The 1506-nt window shown below is 62.7% G+C and carries 2 protein-coding genes and 1 pseudogene; all 3 read right to left on the reverse strand.

Annotated features, from left to right (window positions below):
* A partial coding sequence (locus N4G42_RS25340; protein ID WP_260669160.1) for a hypothetical protein occupies positions 1 to 531 on the reverse strand: 531 nt, incomplete at its 3' end.
* Between the two features lie 67 nt (positions 532 to 598).
* The gene (locus N4G42_RS25345; RefSeq protein WP_260669161.1) at positions 599 to 1270 is read right to left on the reverse strand and encodes an HK97 family phage prohead protease; all 672 of its coding nucleotides are present in this window, start codon (positions 1268 to 1270) and stop codon (positions 599 to 601) included.
* Positions 1239 to 1506 (reverse strand): annotated as a pseudogene (locus N4G42_RS25350) (phage portal protein); the annotation flags it as partial. The gene N4G42_RS25345 and the pseudogene N4G42_RS25350, both read right to left, overlap by 32 nt.

Here is a 1506-nt window from a genome sequence, read left to right on the forward strand (position 1 = left end):
TTGGGCGCCGGGCACGATGCCCTGGCGGCGGTCGGGAGCTACGGTCACGTCACTGCCAGTCAGCGTGTTCTTGACCTCGATACGCGCCTTCTGCGTCTGGCCAGCGTTGAACGCTTCGAAGGCGGCGGACTTGATAACCTGCGCGCCCCAGCTGGTGTCTTCAGGCTGTTCCTGGCCAGGCGCAGAGCCCTTCTGTTCGAGCTGGGTCAGGCGCTCGGCCAGGGTGCGCTGCTCAACGCCGATGTTTTCCAGCGCGGTCTTGGTGTCGGTGGCCACCTTGCCGAGGGTCTTCATCTCGCCGTCGGCCTTCTCGGACATGGCGGTCAGTTTGCTCTCCACTGCGTCGAGAGCCTTCATGATGGAGGTGCCGTCGAGTTCGCCGAGCATTGCAAAGCCGGTGAGGCCCAACGCCATGTGCGGATTGCTTGCCACGAGCGCAGGGATATCCACGCCGGCGGCTTGAGCGCCCAGTGCGACGAAGGCAACAGCCAGAAGAGCCATTGCGCGGAAGGAGAAAAGAGACTTTTTCATATGCGTCTTTCTGAAATGAAAAAACCGCCTCTCGGGCGGTCATTGGTTGCGGGTTAGGGGTGAGTGGCTATGCGGCCAAACGCTGGAGTCGCTCCAGGATCAGGCGCTCAGTCTTGGCTTCTGCGTCGTCGGGGACATCCCGTCCCGAGAAGATCGCCTTGGCCCGGGAGACGGTTGCCATCGCCTCCCACTTGCCCAGCCCCGCATCCCGCAGCAGCCGTTCAATATCCCGTTCCGTCTTGCACTCGGGCAGTAGCGCCTCGAAGTCCAGAGACTTCACGCTGGCGGTGTCTATGCGGGCCATGCCATCGGCAGGGAACACCACAGGGGACACCTCCACCAGGCGGGACCACTTGCGGATGGTCCGGCCCGTCTTCGTTTCGTCGTAGTCGCCACGCTTGAGCATGCCGCCGATGCTCAGGCCGTCCAGGGTGCCGTGCTTCATGGCCGCGTGCACATCGTCGGCCAGGGCGAGGCCCTTGGTCAGTTCGCCTTCTACAAACAGGCCCTTCTCGTCCTCGCGCGCCACGGTCCATTTCCCAATGGGCATGTCCCACTTGTGGTTCCAGAACATCTTGGGGTGCGCCTGGCTCAGCGTTTCGAGGAAGGCCCCGCGCAAGATGGTGTCGCCGGCGGCGTCCACACCGTTGAAGACCGAGGCATAGCCGGTGAACTTGCCGGTGTCCCCTTCCATCTTCAGGGATACGTCACTGAGCGATAGGGTTTTCCGAATCAGCATTGCTGGTTCCTTTCGTTGGCACCTTGCCCAGCTTGTCGATGGGCAGTAGGTTGGTTTGCACCGTGATCACGTCGCCACCATCGATGGGCGGTTCGTTCTCCAACTGGCGCATCTCATTTCGAGTGGCCAAGCCGTTCTGCACCTTCTTCGCCGCGATCTCGGTGCGGTCCTTGGCGTTGCCGCGCAGCAGGGCGTCGAGGCTGAACTCGGCCGTCATGGTTGCCCGCTGTCGAGGC

The sequence above is a fragment of the Acidovorax sp. K2F genome, from assembly GCF_025246485.1.
Lineage (GTDB): Bacteria > Pseudomonadota > Gammaproteobacteria > Burkholderiales > Burkholderiaceae_C > Acidovorax > Acidovorax delafieldii.

What these genes read in the sequence shown, in the direction of transcription:
- N4G42_RS25345 (WP_260669161.1), bottom strand. Translation starts at nt 1,270, where the DNA reads ATGCTGATTCGGAAAACCCTATCGCTCAGTGACGTATCCCTGAAGATG.